The organism is Sinorhizobium sp. BJ1 (assembly GCF_002531555.1).
Lineage (GTDB): Bacteria > Pseudomonadota > Alphaproteobacteria > Rhizobiales > Rhizobiaceae > Sinorhizobium > Sinorhizobium fredii_B.
On the sequence record NZ_NWTH01000008.1, the window covers coordinates 24134 to 43826 of the forward strand.

At 62.6% G+C, this 19693-nt stretch carries 15 protein-coding genes; 12 read left to right on the forward strand and 3 right to left on the reverse strand.

From position 1 onward, the window contains the following. Window positions 1–31 precede the first annotated feature (31 nt). Together CO676_RS13365 and CO676_RS13370 are read left to right on the forward strand one after the other, a co-directional pair. Entirely contained in the window at window positions 32–2302 is a 2271-nt protein-coding gene (locus CO676_RS13365; protein ID WP_179875483.1) for an ABC transporter permease, read from the forward strand. Then, the gene (locus CO676_RS13370; protein ID WP_097521404.1) at window positions 2295–3128 is read left to right on the forward strand and encodes an ATP-binding cassette domain-containing protein; all 834 of its coding nucleotides are present in this window, start codon (window positions 2295–2297) and stop codon (window positions 3126–3128) included. Before CO676_RS13365 ends, CO676_RS13370 begins: the two co-directional genes overlap by 8 nt. A 76-nt stretch (window positions 3129–3204) precedes the next feature. Here the strand turns inward: CO676_RS13370 and CO676_RS13375 are convergent, their stop codons facing one another. After that, on the reverse strand, window positions 3205–4668 hold the full coding sequence (locus CO676_RS13375) for a mannitol dehydrogenase family protein (RefSeq protein ID WP_097521405.1): 1464 nt from the start codon (window positions 4666–4668) through the stop codon (window positions 3205–3207). Between the two features lie 54 nt (window positions 4669–4722). On the opposite strand from CO676_RS13375, the gene CO676_RS13380 reads away from it, so the two are divergent. The 8 genes from CO676_RS13380 (at window position 4723) to CO676_RS13420 (ending at window position 13238) form a co-directional block, all read left to right on the forward strand. Continuing rightward, window positions 4723–5454, forward strand: a complete 732-nt coding sequence (locus CO676_RS13380) for a GntR family transcriptional regulator (RefSeq protein WP_245424310.1) — start codon at window positions 4723–4725, stop codon at window positions 5452–5454. A 259-nt stretch (window positions 5455–5713) separates the two neighbouring features. Continuing rightward, window positions 5714–6778, forward strand: coding sequence for a glycosyltransferase family A protein (locus CO676_RS13385; RefSeq protein WP_097521407.1), 1065 nt, complete (start codon window positions 5714–5716; stop codon window positions 6776–6778). A gap of 249 nt (window positions 6779–7027) precedes the next feature. Continuing rightward, the gene (locus CO676_RS13390) at window positions 7028–8287 is read left to right on the forward strand and encodes an ABC transporter substrate-binding protein (protein ID WP_097521408.1); all 1260 of its coding nucleotides are present in this window, start codon (window positions 7028–7030) and stop codon (window positions 8285–8287) included. Window positions 8288–8393: 106 nt separating this feature from the next. Beyond that, on the forward strand, window positions 8394–9317 hold the full coding sequence (locus CO676_RS13395) for a sugar ABC transporter permease (RefSeq protein ID WP_014762314.1): 924 nt from the start codon (window positions 8394–8396) through the stop codon (window positions 9315–9317). A 4-nt stretch (window positions 9318–9321) separates the two neighbouring features. Continuing rightward, the gene (locus CO676_RS13400) at window positions 9322–10182 is read left to right on the forward strand and encodes a carbohydrate ABC transporter permease (RefSeq protein ID WP_014762313.1); all 861 of its coding nucleotides are present in this window, start codon (window positions 9322–9324) and stop codon (window positions 10180–10182) included. 5 nt (window positions 10183–10187) lie between these two features. After that, window positions 10188–11261, forward strand: a complete 1074-nt coding sequence (gene ugpC, locus CO676_RS13405) for a sn-glycerol-3-phosphate ABC transporter ATP-binding protein UgpC (protein WP_097521409.1) — start codon at window positions 10188–10190, stop codon at window positions 11259–11261. A 277-nt stretch (window positions 11262–11538) separates the two neighbouring features. Further along, window positions 11539–12264: an SUMF1/EgtB/PvdO family nonheme iron enzyme gene (locus CO676_RS13415; protein WP_041413983.1), complete on the forward strand. Its 726-nt coding sequence runs from the start codon at window positions 11539–11541 to the stop codon at window positions 12262–12264. Next, window positions 12243–13238: a ScyD/ScyE family protein gene (locus tag CO676_RS13420; RefSeq protein WP_097521411.1), complete on the forward strand. Its 996-nt coding sequence runs from the start codon at window positions 12243–12245 to the stop codon at window positions 13236–13238. The genes CO676_RS13415 and CO676_RS13420 overlap by 22 nt, the downstream gene beginning before the upstream one ends. A 43-nt stretch (window positions 13239–13281) precedes the next feature. Here CO676_RS13420 and CO676_RS13425 read toward each other — a convergent pair whose 3' ends face one another. Further along, complete coding sequence (locus CO676_RS13425) at window positions 13282–13476, reverse strand: DUF2735 domain-containing protein (protein WP_014762309.1); 195 nt, start codon at window positions 13474–13476, stop codon at window positions 13282–13284. A gap of 507 nt (window positions 13477–13983) precedes the next feature. Here CO676_RS13425 and CO676_RS13430 point away from each other — a divergent pair. After that, window positions 13984–15018, forward strand: a complete 1035-nt coding sequence (locus CO676_RS13430; protein ID WP_014762308.1) for a glutamine synthetase beta-grasp domain-containing protein — start codon at window positions 13984–13986, stop codon at window positions 15016–15018. Between the two features lie 50 nt (window positions 15019–15068). Here CO676_RS13430 and CO676_RS13435 read toward each other — a convergent pair whose 3' ends face one another. Continuing rightward, window positions 15069–15848 carry a TIGR01458 family HAD-type hydrolase gene (locus CO676_RS13435; protein WP_097521413.1) on the reverse strand — a complete coding sequence of 260 codons (780 nt, stop codon included), beginning with the start codon at window positions 15846–15848 and terminating at the stop codon, window positions 15069–15071. 126 nt (window positions 15849–15974) lie between these two features. Here CO676_RS13435 and CO676_RS13440 point away from each other — a divergent pair, with 126 nt between their 5' ends. Continuing rightward, entirely contained in the window at window positions 15975–19679 is a 3705-nt protein-coding gene (locus tag CO676_RS13440) for a FecR domain-containing protein (RefSeq protein ID WP_245424317.1), read from the forward strand. Window positions 19680–19693 lie beyond the last annotated feature (14 nt).

Genomic DNA, 19693 nt, shown 5'->3' on the forward strand with positions numbered 1-19693 from the left:
ATCGTGCGATTAGCAAGCGGAAGACGTCCACATGACACCGACCACGTTGACACCGACCATGGCGGCATCGCTCGGCCGGGCTCCCTCCCAACTCGCCGGCAGCTGGGAGGGCGGGCTCCTCGTTTTCATTGCGCTGCTGTACCTGGCCGGAGCAGTCGTCAACCCGACCTTTTTCGGTTCGACCGAGGGCCTCCACGCGCTGCTTCGCGACACTTCCCGCGTCGGGATCATCGCTGTCGGTATGACCTTCGTCATTGTCAACAAGGATCTTGATCTCTCCGTCGGCTCCACCTACGGGCTGATCGCGGTCGTTTTCGCGCGGCTTTTCGCGCCGAGCTTTCTCGATTTAGGCATCGCCGCCACCATCATCCTCTGCCTGTTGCTCGGCGCTGCAATCGGCCTCCTCAACGGCGTGCTCGTCACGATCCTGAAAGTCCCCGCCTTCATCGCCACGCTGACAATGTTGTTCATCGGCCGCGGATTCGTGCTGGCGTTGACGCATGGCCAGGCGATCTACTATTCGGGCAAGGCCAGGGAATACCCGTCTTTCTATCACCTCGGGGAGACGAATGTCCTCGGCTTCAACAACCAGATCGCCATTTTCGCGATCGCCGCTGTGGCCGGGGCGATCGTGCTTGCCAAGACGCGATGGGGCTATGAGACCTTCGCTACCGGCGGCAACGAACAGGCGGCGGTCTATGCCGGAATCCCGGCGAACTGGGTGCGTATCCGCGCCTATCTAATCTCTTCGCTCTCGGCGACTGTCGCCGCGCTCCTGGCGGCCGCCCAGGACAAGGGGGTGACCCCGCTCTACGGCGTCAGCTGGGAACTCACCGTGATCGCCTCGGTCATCATCGGCGGCGCCTCGATCCTCGGCGGCCGCGGCCGGGTCGTCGGATCCTGCCTTGGCGCGGGACTGGTCGTGCTCATCGACAAGGTGCTGCGCGAGGGCTGGCCGATCACGCGCACCGTCGTCATTGACGGCGAGAGCATTGCGGTCGGCGCCCGCTATACGCTGCCGGCAGGCGCAGTCCTGGTCTTCCTCGGCCTTCTCCTCGTCGTCGCCGTGCTCATCGAACCCTATCTCATTCGCCGGCAGGTGCTGGGCCGCTTCTGGGCCTGGCTGCGCAGGCGGCCGCCGCCTGCGGCCATGGAAATGGGTGGCGTTGCCCTCGAGGGCGTCCAGACCAAGGGAGCGATGGCGGCGGACATGGCGCTGTCGACCACGGGGTTAGGCAAATTCCTGGCCCGGCGCGATGCGCTCGCCATCATTCTGGCCGCCGTTCTGTGGCTGACGGGACTTGTGCTTCGGCCGGACTATTGGTGGAACCTCTCCAATACATTCGCCATCCTGCTGAACTATACGGAGCTGGCGCTGATCACGATCGGGCTTACCTACGTGATCGCGGCCGGAGACATCGATCTCTCGGTCGGTGCGGTACTCGCGCTTGCCGGCAGCACGGCGGCATATTTCTTGAAAGTGATGGGCGCGGATCCGATGACGGCGATCGCAATGGGCCTCGTCGCCGGCATGGTCGCGGGGCTCGTCAACGCCACCGTGACCGTCGGGTTCAAATTGCCCTCCTTCATCGCCACCCTCGGCATGTTCTACATCGCCCGCGGCTTGGCAGCCTGGTTCGTTGCCGGGCAGCAATTGACCGGCTGGACCGAAGCCTACAATCTCATCGGCCGCAAGCTGAGCGACGTCCTCCTTTATTTCGGCGTCTTGCTGCCGCCAGGTATCGTCCGCACTGTCACCGAGGTCGTCAGCGTCCAGACAGTGTGGATGTTCTTCGTCGCCGTGGTCGCCGGCATCGTGCTCGCCTATACGCCGTTCGGACTCAAGGTCTGCGCCACCGGCGGCAACCTCCGGGCGGCGGCCTATGCCGGCATCAACACCAGCCGCATACGCTTCCTCTCGCTGATGCTGGCGGCGCTCTGCGCGACCATGGCCGGGCTCATCAACGTCGCCTATTTCCGCAGCTTCAACCCGGTTGCCGGCCAGTTCCGGGAACTCGACGCCATCGCCTCGGTGATCATCGGCGGCGGGTCGATCTTCGGCGGCCACGGGACCATGATCGGCGCGCTCGCCGGAGCGGCCGTGATCACCCTGATCCGGGCGCTGCTGCAACTCAACGTCCAGGGATTCACCATGCCGCAGCATTGGATTAACGTCTTCATCGGCGTCATCCTGATCGTCGCCGTGCTGATCGACATATGGGTGCGCCAGGCCAACATCCTCGGAACGTTGCGTGCGCGCTTGGCGAGGCGGGCGACAACAGGAGCGGGCAGCCATGGTTGATACGCAATCGCCGCCGCCGATCGTCGAAATGCGCGGGATCGAAAAGGCCTTCGGCGCCGTACAGGCGCTGCGCAAGGTCGACCTCGTCCTCTATCCCGGCGAAATTCTCGGCCTCGTCGGCGACAACTCGGCCGGCAAGTCGACGCTCATGAAAATCCTGACGGGCGCCTATCAGCGCGATACGGGCGAGATCCTCGTTGCCGGACGGCCGGTGCAGTTCAAGAGCCCGCATGAGAGCCGCGACGCCGGCATCGAGATGATCTACCAGGACTTCGCGCTCTGCGGAAACATGGATGTCGGCCAGAACATCTTCCTCGGCCGCTGGCCGCTGAAAGGCCCCTTCGTCGACCGGCGGGCGATGTATGCGGAGGCCGATCGGGTGCTGAAGCGGCTCAAGGTCGACGTGAACTCGGTCTACCAAAAGGTCGAAAGCCTCTCGGGCGGGCGCCAGCAGTCCGTGGCGATCGCCCGCGCCATCTCGTTCGAGCCGCGCGTCGTTATCCTCGACGAACCAACCGCCAACCTTTCGGTGATGGCGACCGAACGATTGCTCGAGACGATGCTCGAGTTGAAGAGGCAAGGCGTTGCCCAGATCATCATCTCGCACCGACTCGTCGACATCTTCGCCGTCGGCGACCGGGTCATGGTGCTGAAGCGCGGCGAATATGTCGGCGACCGTTATATCAGGAACACCGACGAGCACGAGGTGCTGGAGATCATCGTCTCCGGCACCCGCGAGACGGCGCTTACAGCCGACGAAGCAAGCCGGCGCCGACCCCAAAGTTCGCCCCTCCCCAACTCGTCGCCACAAGGGGGAGGGACTTAGCACCCGCGGCCGGTGCAGACCGGGGTGAAGACTGGATTTCCGACCGCGCGACCGTCGTGAGGCCCCTCTTGCTTCGCTACCGCGCGTACGCGCGGAGTATCGCCGCCGAGCCTTCTTCGAAGAGCCGCGTCAAAGCCTTGACGAGTGCGAGGCGGAGTGGAGCGCTGGTCGCCAGATCGGCATCGAACACGTCCCGCATCGTCAGATAGGCGTCGACGATCTGCTCCGGTTCGGCGATGTCCCGGACGAGTCCGGCGATGCGCGCCGCATGCGGATCGCGGACGTCGATCGGATTGCCCGCCTCGTCCAGCCCTCGCGCGTACCGCATCCAGGCGGCGACGCCGAGCGCCAGCCGCTCGTAACCGGCGCCTGCCATCGAGCGGTCGCGGATCGTGCCGAGAAGGCGTTGCGGCAGCTTTTGCGAGCCGTCCATGGCGATCTGCCAGGTCCGGTGCCTGAGCTTTGGATTGCGGAACCGCCGGAGGAGGTCGCTGCGGTAGGCGGCGAGGTCGAAACCCTGAAGGGGCGGCAGGGTCGGCGTGGCTTCCTCACGCATCAGCCCCTCGATGAGCGGCTCCATCCCGGGAAGCGCCATGGCTTCGGCCACCGTCTCCGCACCGGCCAGATAGCCGAGATAGGCGAGCGTCGAATGGCTGCCGTTGAGCAGCCGAAGCTTCATCATCTCGAACAGGGCGACGTCGTCTACGAAGACGGCTCCCGCCTTTTCCCAAGCCGGGCGGCCGAGCGTGAAATCGTCCTCGATCACCCATTGCCGGAATGGCTCGGTCATGATGGGCCAGGCGTCCTCGAGCCCAAGCGCCGTCGCGATGGTGTCCCGGTCGCTGTCAGTGGTCGCCGGCACGATCCGATCGACCATGGTGGAAGGCGAAGCGACGCTTCGCGCCAGCTTGCCAAGAGCCGGGTCCCGCAGTTCCGCGAAGCGCGTCACCACACGATTCAACACTTGGCCGTTGGATGGGAGATTGTCGCAGGAAAGCAGGGTGAACGGAGCGACGCCGGCCGTTGCCCTCCTGGCAAGCGCCTCGACGATGAAGCCGATCGCCGAGCGCGGCTGCCGCGGGTCCTCAAGATCATGGACGATGTCGGGATGCGTTTCGTCCAGTGTGCCGGTCGCTGGGTTGTGACAATAGCCCTTCTCGGTGATCGTCAGCGAAACGACGCGCGTAGCGGGATCGGCCATCCGGCTTAGAACGGCTTCAGGATCCTCCGGTGCGAACAGCAGCTCAACGACGCTGCCGATCACCTGCAGCTGTTCGCTTTCGCCGTCCTGAATCTTGAGGGTGTAGAGTCCGTCCTGCGGCTGAAGAGCATCACGCGTATCGGGGCTGCGGAGCGAGACGCCTGAGATGCCCCAGGAGGGATCCCTCGCAAGGATCGTCTCGGTGAAGACCGCCTGGTGGGCGCGGTGAAAGGCGCCGATACCGAGATGCACAATGCCAATGGTCACACGCGCCGGATCGTAGTCAGGCTTTTTTACGCCTTGCGGCAGGCGGTCGAGCGTCCGTCGTGAAAGCCGCATGGTGCTCTTCCTCCCCGCGTCCGATTGGCAGCACGGGCAAATTGATATACTAGTATGCTAAATCGTGTCAAATGCGGCGGGTGCGGGTTGCGGCATCAGGATTCCGATCGGTCGAATGAGATTAGGCTGCGCCGGGTGACGACGGCGGCCGTCATTTATCAGCGGCTCCATGCGGCCATCGTGTCCCTTGAGTTGAAGCCGGGAATGCCGCTGCAGGAAAAGCGCATTGCGGAGGAATTCGGCGTCAGCCGGACGCCGGTGCGCGAGGCGCTTCTGCGGCTCGCGGAAATGGGCCTCGTCGAGATCTTCCCGCAATCGGGCACCTTCGTCTCGCCAATTCCGCTCTCGGCCATTCCCGAGGCCGTCGTCATTCGCAAATCGCTGGAGCGCACGACCGTCGAACGTGCGGCGCAAATAGCCACGGCTGAGGATCTCGACCGTCTCGATAGGATCATCGCCCGCCAGCGCGCCCATGCAGCCCTGGGCGAGGCTTCACGTTTTTACGAAGAGGACGAGGCGTTCCACGGGGCCATTTCCGCGATCGCCGGCTATCCCGGCATCTGGACCCTTGTCAAAACGGTCAAGCTGCAGATTGACCGCGCCCGCCGGCTGACACTGCCTGTACCCGGTCGCATGACAACCGTCGTGGACGAACACGTGGCGATCCGCGACGCGATAGCGGCACATGACGTGGACCGTGCCTCGGCGGCGATGATGCGCCACCTCGGCGCGGTCATCCCCGATGTCGAGGCTCTTCGGCAGCACCATCCGGATCATTTCACTTGAAGATTCTTCGAAGGGCCGCCCGGATTCAGGCGTCCGCGCAGCAGTCGGACATGGCGTCCGGCTTTGAAGGTCATTCAATTGCCACAAAACTGACGACCCTCGAACTTAGATCAAGGACGATCTTCGCCGCCCGTTGGCCAATGCTTCAGGCCAATGCTCTGTCGCATCCAGATTGGCTGCACTCCAGAACGGGCATCTCCCCAAGGACCTGAATGAGAAGGTTCGCCGCGACCAAAGCAGATCTGCGAGGTTCAATGCGATGCATTCCATCCAAGACCGTCTTCCGGTCTCCATCATCATTGCGAACTATAACTATGCGCAATTCGTGAGCCGGGCGATCGATAGCGCACTCGACCAAAGCTACGGTAACGTGGAGGTGATCGTCGTCGACGACGCTTCGACCGATCATTCCGCCGAAGTTCTCGCTTCCTATGGACCTCGGATTAAGCCGTGCATGAAAAAGGCGAATGGCGGTCACGGTGCAGCGTTCAACGCCGGTTTTGCGGCAAGTCGCGGCGCGATTGTCCTGTTCCTCGATGCGGACGATTACCTCTACCCGAACGCTGTGTCCGAAATCGTCGCTCAGTGGGATGACGATACTGCCCAGATGCAATTCAGATTGCATATCGTCGACCAGTGTGAGCACGTCAATGACGTATTCCCGCCGCCCGAAGTGCCGTTCGACTCTGGCGATGTCACCCCGCACCTGTTGCGCCGGGCGCGCTACCAGACCACGGTCACCAGCGGGCTGGCTTTTGCCCGTTCGGCGCTGGAGAGCGTCATGCCGGTGCCGGAGCACGAATTCCGACAGGGAGCAGACGGCTATCTGGTCACCCTGGCACCGCTTTACGGGAAGGTGAAGTCGATCGAGACTTGCCTCGGTGCCTACCGCATGCACGGTAACAACCATTCGATTTTCGCCGAGAAGCTTGGCCAGAGGGCCAGATGGCGCGTCGAACACGATTTTCACCGGCTGCAAGCCCTTGCGCACCAGGCCGAGGAGGTTGGGCTGGAGGTGCCCCCGGACGCCAATCTGCGCGATCCGACGCATATCGAGGAACGTCTGGCTTCGCTCTGCGTGGACCGTGAGCGACATCCGGTGGCGGAGGATTCGAGGCTTTCGCTGGCTGCGGCCGGCGCCGCGGCCAGCATGGAAATGAACGTCTCGCTGCGCCGCCGAGCCATGCTGGCGGCCTGGTTCCTGTCGGTGGGGGTCCTGCCGCAGCGCATGGCGCAGGCGGTGCTGTCGTGGAAGCTTGTCGCCTCTTCGAGGCCTCCCGTTCTCGCCCGGATATCCAAAACCATTCGCTATGTGATGGGATAGTCCGCCTCTTCCGCCGAACGCAAGGCTGGCAAGCTGCAACAAAAGCGGTAGCTAATACGACCCTCTCTTAATTGCGCGCAATGTGGTAGATTTGCGTCGGGAGCAACGTCGGCTTGTGGAGAAGCCCGATGACAGCCGGACCCGTTGTGGGCCGGATTTCATGAACGTTGCAACAGCCTCTCCGCCAAGCCGGATCGATCGGGACCCCATGAGGTGGTCTCGTGAAGAGCTCGGATTGGGAGGTGTTCAATGGTGCGCAAATTCTGTCTGGCCCTGGCTGTCGCGGCCTCTGCGCTCGCGATCAGTGCGTCTGCCTGGGCCGATATCACGATTCTCGTGCCTTCCGGCAGTGAAGGCGACGGTCTCAGGGCCGCGGCGGCCGACTACGCGAAGCTGAAAAACACGAAAGTGGAGACGGTGCAGGCGCCCTATGCCAACGTTTTCGAACAGGGTGCGAATGCCGGGGCAACCAAGTCCGGCGTATTCGACATCATCCTGATGGACGATCCGTGGATACCGTTCTTTGCGGAAAACGGTCACCTCGAGGACCTGACGCCTTACTTCAAGGCCGCCGGGGTGGAAGGGCCGGACAACGACTTCCTGTCGAAGTCGCTGGCGATCTGTCGCAACCCCTATAACTCGGGGCCTTATGTGTGCCTGCCTTATGTGGGCAACGCCCAGATGTTCTTCTATGACGCGGCCAAGTTCAAGGAAGCCGGCGTCGAGTCCCCGAAGACCTGGGACGACGTGCTGAAGGCCGCCAAGGCTCTGACCGAGCAGGGCGGCGGGCGCTATTTCGGCTATGTCTTCCGCGGCGGCCAGGGTAACCCGGTCGTTGCCGACTTCATGCCGATCTTCTGGTCCTACGGTGCCGACATGTTCAACGCGGACCGCACCAAGGTGACGATCGACACGCCCGAGGGCGCCGCCGCGATGAAGACGTTCATGGCCTTGCGCGACGTGTCGCCGAAGGGCGTCGAGAGCTATAATGCCAACGAGGTCGGCACCGCCCTTGCCGCCGGCACCGCAGCGTCGTCGATCAACTGGCCGAACTGGGTAGCGACCTTCGAAGACCCGAGCCAGTCGAAGATGGTCGGCAAGATTTCCTACAGCCCGATTCCCGCCGGCACGCAGCCGGGTAGCTCGGAGATCGGTCACTGGACGATGGGGATCATGGCGGCGTCCAAGAACAAGCAGGAAGCCTTCGACTTCATGATGTGGGCGACCACGGCCGAGCAGATCAAGATCTCAGCCGAACGCGGCAATCCGCCGGTTCGGACCTCGGTCTTCACCGATGCGGAACTGACCAAGCAGGAGCAGTTCCGCCACTATCCGGTGCTCATGGAGGCGATCCAGGCGTCGACGCCGCGCCCGCGCCATCCGAAGTGGCCGGAGATCGAGAATGCCTTCGGCATCGAGCTTTCGAAGGCGGTCGCCGGGACGATCTCGCCGGAGGAGGCGCTGAAGAGTTCGCAGGCCGCAGTCGAGCAGATAACCGGTCTAAAATAGGCAATTGTCGACATGAGCGGGGCTCCGCCCCGCTCATGTGATCGGTGAAATTTTCTGCGGTGCGGCCGGAGCTGAAATAGGTACGGAAGGTGTCAGGGGAGGGCCGATGTTGAGGGCTGACAAGGGCACGTTCGCCAAGTCGCTCCGACCGGGAGGGGGTCTGGAGCGTTGGAGGGAGCGTCATCTGCGCTATCTGATGCTCGCGCCGACCGTGCTCATCCTGCTGGCCCTGACGATCTTTCCCAGTGTCTACATGTTCTATGCGGCGGTGCACCGGATCAGCCCCAATCCCGACCTGCCCTGGGAATTCGTCGGCATCGGCAATTTCGCCCGGCTGCTTTCCGACCCGCAATTCCACGTGGCGCTCCGCAACACCTTGGTGTTCACGATCGTCGCGGTGGCGCTCGAATTCCTTCTCGGCCTCGGCCTGGCGCTTCTCCTCGACAGGTTCATCCGGCGGCTCAGCTTCCTGAAGACGGTGCTGATGATCCCGATGATGCTGCCGCCGATCGCCGTCGCAATCACCTGGAAGCTCATCTACGAGCCGCAATTCGGCGTCCTGAACGAGATCATGTTCCAGCTCGGCCTTCCCCTCCAGGCCTGGGCCGGCGACGTGAACCTTGCCATGTTCTCGATCATCGTCGCCGATGTCTGGCAGTGGACGCCGTTCATCTTCCTGCTGATGCTGGCGGGCCTGGCAAGCCTGCCGGTCGAGCCCTACGAGGCGGCAGCACTCGACGGCGCCTCGTCCTGGCGGCAATTCTGGGACCTGACGCTGCCCTTCCTGAAGCCGGTGATCGCCATTGCGCTGCTCCTGCGCGTCATGGATGCGCTGCGCCTTTTCGACCTCGTCTTCATCCTGACAGGCGGAGGCCCGGCAGACCGGACCAAGGTCCTGAGCCTCTATATCTACCAGGTCGCCTATCGCTTCGCCGATCCCGGCTATGCGGCGGCGATATCGCTCTTCGTGCTGTTCGTCACGATCCTGCTCAGCACCTGGTTCATGAAACGCATGCGTCTGGCGGAGTGAGACGATGGCGACGATCAGGACACGCAGCCGCACCCGAGAGACCCTACTCCGTCTTGCCGCCTACCTGGCGATCCTCGTCGCGCTGGTCGCGACCCTCTTTCCCGTCTACTGGATCGCGGCCAACTCCTTCAAGTTCGACATCGACATTTTCGCCGTGCCGCCGGAATGGGTACCGCGCAACCCGACGCTGAAGCATTACGACGAAGCCTTCATCCAGCGCCCCTTCCTGCGCTATGCGCTGAACAGCTTCCTCGTCGCCGTCGGCACGACCGCCATCTCCGTGACCTTCGGCACCATGGCCGGTTATGCGCTGGCGCGCTTCAGCTACCCCTGGCAGTGGCGCAAGCAGATCTCGTTCTGGATTCTTTCGACGCGGATGATGCCGCCGATCGTCAGCATCATCCCGCTCTACCTGTTCTTCAACTATTTCGACATGCTCAACACGAAGTCGGCGCTCATCATCGCCTATACCGCCTTCAACCTGCCGTTTGCGACCTGGATGATGAAAAGCTATTTCCAGGATCTCCCGGTCGAGCTGGAAGAGGCGGCGATCGTCGACGGCGACACGCGCTGGGGCGCTTTCCTGCACGTAGCGCTGCCGCTCGCTCGCCCCGGGCTCGCGGCGACTGCCATATTCTGCCTGATTATCTCGTGGAACGAATTCCTGCTATCGCTCGTCATCACGCTGACCGAGCAATCGCAGACGCTGCCGATCGGGATTGCCGGGCGGGTGACGCAATACAGCACCTACTGGGGGGAGATCAGCGCCGCCGGATTCATGGCCTGCGTGCCGATCGTCATCTTTGCCTTCATCGTCCAGAAGCACCTCGTCCGGGGGCTCTCCCTGGGCGCGGTCAAGGGTTGAGGGCCATGGCGTCCGTCCGGTTCGACAATGTGACAAAAAAGTTCGGCGAGTTCGTCGCCGTCCACGATTTCAATCTCGAGATCCGCGACAAGGAATTTCTGGTCCTGCTCGGCCCATCGGGCTGCGGCAAGACGACGACGATGCGGATGGTCGCCGGTCTCGAGGAGGCGACATCCGGCGATATTTACATCGACGCCGATCGCATCAACGACGTGCTGCCGAAGTATCGCGACGTCGCGATGGTCTTTCAGTCCTATGCGCTCTATCCGCACATGAGTGTCGAAGACAATATCGGCTACCCGCTGAAGATCCGCAAAGTGCCGCCGGAGGAATACGCGCGCCGCATCACCGAGGTGGCGCGACGGGTCGAGCTCGATACGATGCTCAAGCGCCTGCCGAAGGAACTGTCGGGCGGACAGCGCCAGCGCGTGGCGCTGGCGCGCGCCATCGTCCGCACTCCGCGCGTCTTTCTGATGGACGAGCCGCTCTCCAATCTCGACGCCAAGCTCAGAACCCAGATGCGCGCCGAACTGAAGCATCTGCAGCACGAGTTGCAGGTGACGACGATCTACGTGACCCATGACCAGATCGAGGCGATGACGCTCGCCCATCGTGTCGCGGTGATGAACAGGGGCGTGATCGAGCAGCTTGGAACGCCGCGGGAAATCTATAACGATCCGCGCACCCTTTTCGTCGCCGGCTTCATAGGCTCGCCGGCGATGAATCTCATTCCCGGCGAGGTGAAGGACGGAGTCTTTGCCAACGACGGCTTGCGGGTCGGCGGGGCGGGGCGCGTCAGCATTCCGCGTGCCGTGCTCGGAATACGCCCCGAAGACGTCCATGTGACTCCGGCGGAGAATCCGGACGTCAACCTTGTCGCGCCGATCTACTCGGTGGAACTCACCGGCGAGAACACCCTTGTCAGCCTGCAGCTCGGCGGCCGGCTCATGACCTTGCGTGCCGACAAGAACTTCGCCGGCCAGATCGACCAGCGCGTCGGCGTCAAGATCGAGACAGACCGCATGTTCCTGTTCGATGCGGAGACGGAGCGACGTGTCGATTTCCCGTCTAATCGTTGAGATGCTGGATGTGGATGGGCACAGGGCGGGCGCCCGTACCCCCCTCTGCCCTGCCGGGCATTTCCCCCACAAGGGGGGAGATCGGCCTGAGGCGGCCCCCCGGGCTCCTCTCCCCCACCGCGCCAGTCATGCGGCGAGAGTTGCAAGTGACGCACCGGTGGTGCCTGTTGCGAATCTCCCCCTTTGTCGGAGAGATGCCCGGCAGGGCAGAGGGGGGTGTGGCCGGATACGTCGTTTTCGCTGCTATCAAACAGGGGTAGCGGCAATCGCTTTCGTCATGGCATCCGGCGCGCTCGCTACTGGTCACGAACCGATCGCCGGGAATCCCCTCGTCGAAATTCCGGCCGGCCCCTTCGTCTTCGGCAGCGACGACGGCCCGGAAAACGAACGCCCGCGCCGTGTGGTCGAGGGCAGAGCCTTCGCGATCAACCGCACCGAAATAACCAATCGGCAATACGGAGCCTTCGTCGCGGCGACCGGTCACCGGCGCGCTTTCTATGCCGACCATCCGATCCTCGGGCTCGCCGACCGCCCGGTCGTCGGCGTCAGCTGGAGCGATGCGGATGCCTTCTGCCGCCACTACGGCCTCGCGTTGCCGTCGGAGCAGCAATATGAGAGGGCGGCGCGGGGCGTCGACGGCAATGCTTTACCTTGGGGCACTCCGAACCGCGACGAGGCGCGGGCCAACATCGGCGCCGAAGTCTGCTGCTCCGGTGACGACCGAGATGGCTATCCGATGACGGCACCGGCAGATGCCTTCGCCAGCGGCGCCAGCCCGGACGGCGTGCTCAACCTTATAGGCAATGTCTGGGAATGGACCAGCGACGTTTATGCGCCTTACACGGGAGCATCTGCCACCGCCGTGCGGCACCATCGCGTGCTACGCGGCGGGTCGTGGAATAGCGACGCGCGCCACACGTCGACCACCTACCGGCTCGCCTATGATCCCGACTTCCGTTTCGCAGCGAATGGCGGTTTCCGATGCGTCCGCTCCTCGCCTTGATCGCCGCCGCCGCGGTCCTGCTTCTGGCGGGGAGTGCCGGTGCCGAACTCGTGGCGACGGCGGGCTACCGGCTCAAGACGGTCCATGTCCCCGGTGCCGCATTTGCCGGCCTTGCGCGTGATGGCGCGAGCCTGCTCGTTACCGATCTCGCGGGTGGTCGCCTATATCGCCGCGACGAAAACGGGGGACTGGTCGCTTTCGGTCCCGTCTTTCCCCACGGGCCGGACGTGATCGGCGACCCGACTGGGCCGTACCGTGCCGCGCGTGTCGATAGCGAGCTCATCGTCGCCCAAGGGTGGAAGCCGACCGATGCCGATGAAGATCGGCTTGACCACAGCCTGGTCGCGATCGATGCCGCGGGCAGGACGCGGGTCATCAGCAATGATTTCTGGAACCCGTTCGATTTCGTCGCCGCCGACCAGGGCTTCTATGTCGTCGACGCGGCGCGCAACAGCGTTGAGCATGTTGAGCCCGATGGACGAAAGAAAACGCTCATCAGTTTCCGGCGATTGCCACAGGCGGCAGATACGCTGCAGCGCCTTTCGCCGACGGAATTCGAGGCGGGCAGCGACTACGAGGTCGATGCGGTGCCAACCGGCATCGCTCTCTATAAGGGACGCCTCTATGTCACGCTCTTCGGCGGATTTCCCTTCCTTGCCGGGGCAGGGAAGGTCGTTTCGATCTCAACCGGAGGCGCGTCCGAAGCGCGGCTTGAGGCTGACGGCCTCAATGCGCCGGTGGCGATTGCCTTTGCGGGCGATGGAGCAATGCTCGTGCTCGAGCACGGGACCTACGATCAGAAGCAAGGCTTCGCAAAAGGCAGTGGCCGACTGCTGAGGATCAATGCGGCCACGAAGAACAGAAGCACCATTCTCGATGGCCTGATACGGCCGGTTTCGGTGCTCGTCTGGGACGAAAGGCAACTCGTCGTTTCCGACCTCGCCGGCAACCTGCATTTCCTACGGCGTGACTAGGCTACACCGCGGCCGGCGGGCGCCGATGACAATAGCTCGCGGCTCAGTGCTTGGTGCTGGTTTCCTCGCGAACCGCTTCCTCGTGGTACCAGCAGCCGTCAATGGCAGCCGCGCACACGTCCGACGAAGCGAGCTCCGCCTTCCGTTGTGCCTCAAAATGGCGATCCTCGGCCTTCCGGGATATGCGTGTCGGGAACTGTAAGATCGTCGCGGTCTTGCCGTGAAAACTCGTGGCCATGCTCTGGTCTCCAGTCAGTTCTGTCGAGAAAGATAGTACGCCGCGGCAGAAATTGCACATCATTTACGCGAATTGCCGAAAATTCGTTCAATTGCCTGCCGGAATCGCAAGCACTCTTGCCCGGTTGCATTCGAGGGAGAGTGCTCGGTGCGATTTTTTAGGCAGCTGCGCGCAACTGACGCATTTTGCGGCGTTTGCTCCCGTGCCGCCCTATGCGGACGCCGGAGGGCCGGTCCCAAGGAGGGCGCGGGATATCCAGCAAAATCAACGGGGTGGCAAGACACCGGCGCCTCAAGCGGAAATTTGCCGCCCGCCACTACCCCTGCGGCCGGTCCCTCGCAATCCCGTCCGAATCTCTGCCGACCGAAAAAAGAGTCTTACCGATCGTCGAGTTGGCACGCTTAATGCTTGAGGGGAGTCGATCCCTGGTGGTCGAGCACGTTTGCCGTGCGAGTCCGCACCAGGAATTGCTCAAACCTCGCAGCACCACGTTAGAGAGATTCGCTAATGACCAAGTATAAGCTCGAGTACATCTGGCTCGATGGCTACACGCCCGTACCAAATCTCCGCGGCAAGACGCAGATCAAGGACTTCGACGCGTTCCCGACGCTCGAGCAGCTTCCGCTCTGGGGCTTCGACGGCAGCTCGACGAATCAGGCCGAAGGCCGCAGCTCCGATTGCGTGCTGAAGCCAGTGGCGGTTTATCCGGATCCGGTCCGCACCAACGGCGTGCTGGTCATGTGCGAGGTCATGATGCCGGACGGCAAGACGCCGCATCCGTCGAACACGCGCGCCACGATCCTCGATGACGAAGGCGCCTGGTTCGGCTTCGAGCAGGAATACTTCTTCTACAAGAACGGCCGCCCGCTCGGCTTCCCGGAAACGGGCTACCCGGCGCCGCAGGGCCCGTACTACACCGGCGTCGGCTATTCGAATGTCGGTGATGTCGCCCGCAAGATCGTTGAGGAGCACCTCGACATCTGCCTGGCTGCCGGCATCAACCATGAAGGCATCAATGCCGAAGTGGCCAAGGGTCAGTGGGAATTCCAGGTTTTCGGCAAGGGCTCCAAGAAGGCTGCCGATGAAGTCTGGATGGCACGCTACCTCTTGCAGCGCCTGACGGAAAAATACGGCATCGACATTGAGTTCCACTGCAAGCCGCTCGGCGACACGGACTGGAACGGCTCCGGCATGCACTGCAACTTCTCGACCGCTTACATGCGTGAAGTCGGCGGCAAGGACTATTTCGAAGCGCTGATGGCTGCCTTCGAGAAGAACCTGCAGGACCACATCGATGTCTACGGCCCGGACAACCACATGCGCCTGACCGGCAAGCATGAGACGGCGCCGTGGAACAAGTTCAGCTATGGCGTTGCCGACCGCGGCGCATCGATCCGCGTTCCGCACAGCTTCGTCAACAACGGCTACAAGGGTTACCTCGAAGATCGCCGCCCGAACTCCCAGGGCGACCCCTACCAGATCGCGTCCCAGGTGCTGAAGACGATTTCCAGCGTTCCGACGCAGGTTTCCAAGGTAGCCTGATTACTCCCAAGCCTCACATGGCGTCGACCCTAGGTCGACGCCATGCTTTTTTATGTGGCGCCGCTCCGCCTCGCGAGAATCCACTCGACGGCTGCCACGATGTCGCCAACCGTTGCGGTCGGCGACGGCGCAAATCGCGCTTCATCCCCCTCCGTGTATTTTCCCGTGCGCACCAGCAGGGCCTGACCCAGACCGGCGCTTAGCGCACCGGCAACATCCGTTTCCGCGTCGTCCCCGACCATGACGGCTTCCGCGGCCGTGCAAGGTACGGTTGCGAGAGCAGAGTGAAAGAAGCCGGGCGCCGGCTTGCCGAGGACGATTGCTTGTCTCTGGCTGGCGAATTCCAACGCCGCGACGAAGGCTCCGGCATCGAGGCTCAACTTCCCATCGGCATCCTTGAAGCTGCGGTTCGGCGCAAGCGCCAGCAGTTCGGCGCCGTCGACCAGCTTCCGGAAGGCCGCGTTCAGCGCCGGATAATCGAAGGCATCGCCGGCGTCGCCCACGACGACCGCCATGCCGCCGTCAGCCGGCAAATCCTGGAACTCGGAAACGAGATCGGGATGGACGAGGAGATGCGCCGCTCGACCGTGCTCGCGAAGCCAGTCGCAGGCGGCCTCGGCCGGCGTGAAGAGTTCGTTCCCCTCCACGGAAAGCCTCAGTTTCGCGAGCCGGGCAAGGATCGTTGGCTTGCTCGAACGAGTCGTGTTGCTGACGAAGCGGATGGGGAGCCCGGCCGCCCGCAGACGGGCGACGGCCTCTGCCGCGCCGGGCACGGCCTTCTCGCCGTCGTAGATGACGCCGGCAAGATCCAGAAGCACAGCATTGATCATCAGAGCAGGATGGCACGGGTGTGCTGCGGGTCAAGCTCCGCAATTGCGGCTTGCTCCCTCGGCGTTCCGGTGCCTCCAAGTATTGAGCGCCGGTGGTCCGATGGAGACTTGTGCCCGAAATTGGTTGTGTTTCTCGAAGTCTCAACTCACCGAGCCGTTGACAATCAGCCCATTCCCCCAACATTTAGAGGCGGGGATTCATCATATAGTTTACCGATGCACAAGTTGAGACTGTGGGTTGCAGCACTTGCGGTGCTGGCAAGCGGGCTGCCAACTGCGGCTGAGGTATTGCCGCGCGCAACGTCCGCCGAGGGATCCGTCATTTCCCGCAAGTCCGGCGAGGAGATTCGCTTCATCGACATCGAAGGCTGGCGTAGCGTGGAGGTCAGTCAGGACCTGCTTGCAGGCGATATTCTGCGGACGAATGCGTCCGGCAGCCTTGCACTGCTCTTTTCCGACGACACCCAGATGCGCATGGGGCGCAATACGACGCTTCTCGTCAAGACGATTGGCGAGGACTCCGGCAGCGAGCTTGAACTCACGTCCGGTGTCGTTTGGGCGCGGGCCAAGCGCGGCGGCAGCGGCCTCACTGTCGATACGCCCTCGGCCGCCGCAGCAATCCGCGGGACCGACTGGACGCTCAACGTAAGCGGCAATGGAGATACCACGCTCTCGGTGCTGGAAGGCAGCGTGGAACTCAAGAACGCCCAGGGTTCCGTGACAGTCAATCAGGGGGAGGGCGCGGTTGCATCCATTGGCCAGGCGCCGCGCAAATATATACTCGTGAATCTCAAGGAGCGCGAGCAGGTCCTGCTTTATTCGGAACTGCGCGGTGTTTTCGCAGGCTTGCCGGCAAGCGGATTGGGTGGCCCCGAGACTCGTGCCGAACGCAAGCGCATCCTTGCCAAGCCGCGGGTCCAACGCAGCGATGAGGACTGGCTCGCGCTCGCGGAAGCGGCGCTGACGCATGACGGCAGGGCAGCGGCCCAGCAGGCGCTGAGCGAACTGCGGCGACCCCTGTCGACTCATCTCGAAGCGCGGGCCAAGCTCGTCGAAGCGATGATCGCCGGACTGGAGCAGCGCTATGGCGACGCGAGCCGGCTATTCGCCGCAGCCTTGCCCGCACTACCCCGAGATCGTAAGGCATCGGCAATCTACGGTCGCTGGTTCGCCGAGGCCTTGGCCAATCCCGATCGCCAAATCCCGCCGCCGGCAGAGGGCGCCTATGCCGACGATCCCACCGCGGCATTGATGCGGGCCGCGGCGGCTTCCCACGCACTTGGTCCGGCCGAAGCGATCGAGATATTGAGAGCGGCCGAGCGCCGTTTTCCTGATGATGCACGGTTGCCTGCGATGCGCGCAGACCTCGCTTTTGAGCTCGACCGCCGCGATGAAGTAAGGGAGGCGCTTGCCCGCGCCAAAGCGATTGATCCGGATGAACCCGCCTATCTCCTGACCAGCGCTCGCTTCCGTACGTCGGTCTCGAGCGACCTTGATGGCGCGCTCGTCGACCTGGAACGCGCCGCGGAGGTGGCGCCGGGCAATGATGCCGTCTGGAATGAACTGGGAATCACGCAGAGTGACCGCAACGCGATCGTCGAAGCGGACGCGGCGCATCGACGGGCCATCGCGTTGAACCCGGAAAATGCCGTCCTGCACGCAAACTATGCGCGCTTCCTGATGGACAATGACCAGTTGGCGGCGGCAAAGGCGGAGATCGACAAGGCGGAAGCGCTGGATCCTCATTCCTATGCGGTCCTCGCGGCCAAGGGCCGATATCTCTTGCGGATCGGAAAGACTGAGCAAGGCGAGAAGACGCTGCTCGAAGCGTCTGCTGTGAACCCGACTTACGGCGATAGCCTGATCGGTCTGGCGATCGGCAGTTATCAACTGGGGGCGAAGGAGGAGGCGGCCCAGGCCCTCGATAATGCCGACAGGTTTGATCCGGACAATCCGTCAATCCCGTTGATCCGCTCCGGCATAGCCATTGACCAGTACCGCGCCGACGAAGCGATCGTCGAGGCCCGCGAGGCGCTTCGGCGCCGGCAGGCGCGCGGAGGGTACTACAGCGGCTATGACGCAAACCGGCAGGCCGCATCCTTTCTTGGGGTCACCCTCGAAAATATCGGACTGCGCGAATGGGGCCAGTATTACGCGGATCGCTCCTTCGATCCGTTCAAATCAACGAGCTACATTGACCAGGCGGCAAGCGGACAGCTCAGCCCCTTCGTCGGAGAACCGCTTTCTGGCTTGGATCGGTTCCCATTCGGTGCAACGTCGACTTCCTTGCAGATGCAAGGCCTTCTTTTTGATCCGCTGGCGGTCGCTTCGGAGGGTAAGCGCAATTCGCTCGAACGGAGAAGCTTCTTTGAAGCCGCGATCGGGTCCGCGCTCCTCGACAGTGGTGCGGGTCCTGGCTGGAGCAGTGATTTCCTTCTTCAAGGCACGAGCTACAGTGGCATTCCCCTGAGCTATTACATACAGGGCCAAATATCGCGCCCGGAGTTCGAGCGCGAAAACGATGCCGACGACTTCGACGGTGCCCTCTTTGAGCTCGGTCTTCGACCCACCCTCGCCGATAGTGTCTTCCTGTTTGGAAACAATCTCCGGCAAGAGATCGGTTATCCTGGTCAAATATGGAACCCGGCTCCATTCAACGACGTCGGAATTCGTGACAATACAATTGGCGGTGCATGGAGCCACACCATCTCTGACCGGAATGTCATCCAAGCCTTCGCTGTAACGAGCGATGTCGATACTCGGAGACAGTTCCGGGTAACAGATTTTGACGCCGGGATAGTCTACCGGATCAACGAAAGGAACGAAGATGACGACATTGCGTACGGTGCAAGTCATCTATTCGGTATCGGTCCACTCACCGTTCGCTACGGTGCAGAGGCTGCGCACTCTCAGTTCTGGATCTCTCAGACAGCGACCAATTTGAGCTCGGGTGGCGTCGAAGATCTTAGTGAATTTGCCGGAGAAAGCAACGCGACCCGCGTCTATCTCGACGGCATGCTGGAAGTATCCCAGGATCTTCAGTTCCAAGGCGGGGCGTACGTCACCCGGTTCGACGGCGAAACCGGGATTTGGGGACCAGTCGACCCGCGCGTAGGCGTCGCGTGGTCCCCCATCGAGGGGCACTGGCTTCGGGGCTACTACCGGCAGGACACCCAGTTCCTAACCAACCACACCCTATCACCTGTGACGACGGTTGGCCTGGCCCCGCTTCAACTGTCTCTCTATTCGAGCGGACAAACGCGCACGGCAGCCGTTCGCTGGGATGCGGAGTGGAGCGAGCGCTTTTTTACGGCTGTCGAATACCAGCATCAGCGGTTCAATGGCCTCACTCTCGAACCCGAGGATCTGATGACGACCTTTATTACATCGGATGGTGAGATCGAGCGGTTGAATTTCAGCGCGAATTATTGGGTCGGCGATGGCCTGGGGGTCTTTGGCTCGCTAACGCTGAACGAGACTAAAGACAACACGCCCTTTTGGAATTCCGACTACAGGGTGCCGCTCGTACCGGATTACGTGGCCCAGGTCGGCCTGACTTACGTGCACCCCTCTCGCGTAGCGGTGACTGTCGCAGAGACGTTTGTCGGTCCAAGGGTCGGCTCGCAGTACTACGACGAGGATGACAATCCCGTTGCACCAGAACTGGAGGCCTACAAGACAACTGACGCGGCAATCAGTTGGAAATCGGCGAGCGGTCACCTGGAGTTCGGAGCGCAAGTGCTGAATCTATTCGACACCGAGATAGACATGGCCGAGGGGCTCCCGTCCCCTGGGCGGACCATTCGCGCCACCGTGCGGGCGCGGTTTTAACGCCCACCAAGATA

Coding starts and splice junctions, on each gene's coding strand:
- CO676_RS13365 (WP_179875483.1), top strand. CDS start 32: ATGACACCGACCACGTTGACACCGACCATGGCGGCATCGCTCGGCCGG.
- CO676_RS13370 (WP_097521404.1), top strand. CDS start 2,295: ATGGTTGATACGCAATCGCCGCCGCCGATCGTCGAAATGCGCGGGATC.
- CO676_RS13375 (WP_097521405.1), bottom strand. CDS start 4,668: ATGCGGCTTTCACGACGGACGCTCGACCGCCTGCCGCAAGGCGTAAAA.
- CO676_RS13380 (WP_245424310.1), top strand. CDS start 4,723: ATGCTAAATCGTGTCAAATGCGGCGGGTGCGGGTTGCGGCATCAGGAT.
- CO676_RS13385 (WP_097521407.1), top strand. CDS start 5,714: ATGCATTCCATCCAAGACCGTCTTCCGGTCTCCATCATCATTGCGAAC.
- CO676_RS13390 (WP_097521408.1), top strand. CDS start 7,028: ATGGTGCGCAAATTCTGTCTGGCCCTGGCTGTCGCGGCCTCTGCGCTC.
- CO676_RS13395 (WP_014762314.1), top strand. CDS start 8,394: ATGTTGAGGGCTGACAAGGGCACGTTCGCCAAGTCGCTCCGACCGGGA.
- CO676_RS13400 (WP_014762313.1), top strand. CDS start 9,322: ATGGCGACGATCAGGACACGCAGCCGCACCCGAGAGACCCTACTCCGT.
- ugpC (WP_097521409.1), top strand. CDS start 10,188: ATGGCGTCCGTCCGGTTCGACAATGTGACAAAAAAGTTCGGCGAGTTC.
- CO676_RS13415 (WP_041413983.1), top strand. CDS start 11,539: ATGGCATCCGGCGCGCTCGCTACTGGTCACGAACCGATCGCCGGGAAT.
- CO676_RS13420 (WP_097521411.1), top strand. CDS start 12,243: ATGCGTCCGCTCCTCGCCTTGATCGCCGCCGCCGCGGTCCTGCTTCTG.
- CO676_RS13425 (WP_014762309.1), bottom strand. CDS start 13,476: ATGGCCACGAGTTTTCACGGCAAGACCGCGACGATCTTACAGTTCCCG.
- CO676_RS13430 (WP_014762308.1), top strand. CDS start 13,984: ATGACCAAGTATAAGCTCGAGTACATCTGGCTCGATGGCTACACGCCC.
- CO676_RS13435 (WP_097521413.1), bottom strand. CDS start 15,848: ATGATCAATGCTGTGCTTCTGGATCTTGCCGGCGTCATCTACGACGGC.